General features: G+C 44.0%; 1 pseudogene. It reads left to right on the forward strand.

The features are described from left to right. Positions 1 to 158: 158 nt before the first annotated feature. Positions 159 to 506: pseudogene (locus tag JUK32_RS01735) on the forward strand (transposase); the annotation flags it as partial. Positions 507 to 880: the final 374 nt, after the last annotated feature.

The following is an 880-nucleotide window of genomic DNA, read 5'->3' on the forward strand; positions in this document are numbered from 1 at the left end:
AACTCTTTGCTGATAAGGGTTTTAGTGACTCTTATTAATAAGTGGCTATTGAGAATTGCCTCTGCCCAAAGAAGCTGCAAATACCAAAACTCGTTGAATCCTTAAATTCAAATGTACTAAATGGCAGTAAGTCGCAGCAACCGTTGTTTTAGGCCAAGAAGGTGAAACTGTTCCGGGTTACGGTGTCTTCCCATCGGACGGAATTTGTCGCCACCAACGACTTAACTCAAAACTCTACGGCGGCTGCACAAGAGGAGTCTGGCGTCCGTTGGAAGATTGAGGAGTTTCACCGTGAACTCAAGCAGTTGACCGGCATAGAAGCCTGTCAGTGCCGCAAAGCGCGCATCCAACGCAATCACATTGCTTGTGCATTGCTTGTCTGGACTCGATTAAAGACGATTGCTTACCAGAGTGCTCAAACGATTTATCAAATCAAGCATGGTCTGCTGTCCGACTATCTGATGGCACAGCTTAAGCAACCCGCAATCGCGATGGTTCTTGCGTAAGTCCTGACTCTACAAAAGTGGCGATCAAACTGCAGAATGTAAGATTAAAGTACAGCTCATACTTCTTTATGAATCTGGCAAATGCTTTTCAGCTTACTCAAATGGAAGTAGAACAAATATCTAGCCGCCTACGAATTAAAGTTATTGGTATTCAGTGGGTGATACTAACTTCCTTTATGAGTCTGATTCTGATATTTTTAGGTGCTTCCTTACTGACCTCAAATAACTGGATCGAACGATTTTGGGGAGCATGTTTGCTACTGGCAGGGAGTATAGCAATTCTGACATCTCTACTAACGGAACTGTCAACTTAACTTTCGTGGTAGCCTTTGCCAGCATCTGTCAGGGCAAGTCCATGAGCGTCAGTTACAAAT

The sequence above is a fragment of the Halomicronema sp. CCY15110 genome (genome assembly GCF_016888165.1).
Classification (GTDB): Bacteria; Cyanobacteriota; Cyanobacteriia; order Phormidesmidales; family Phormidesmidaceae; genus Halomicronema.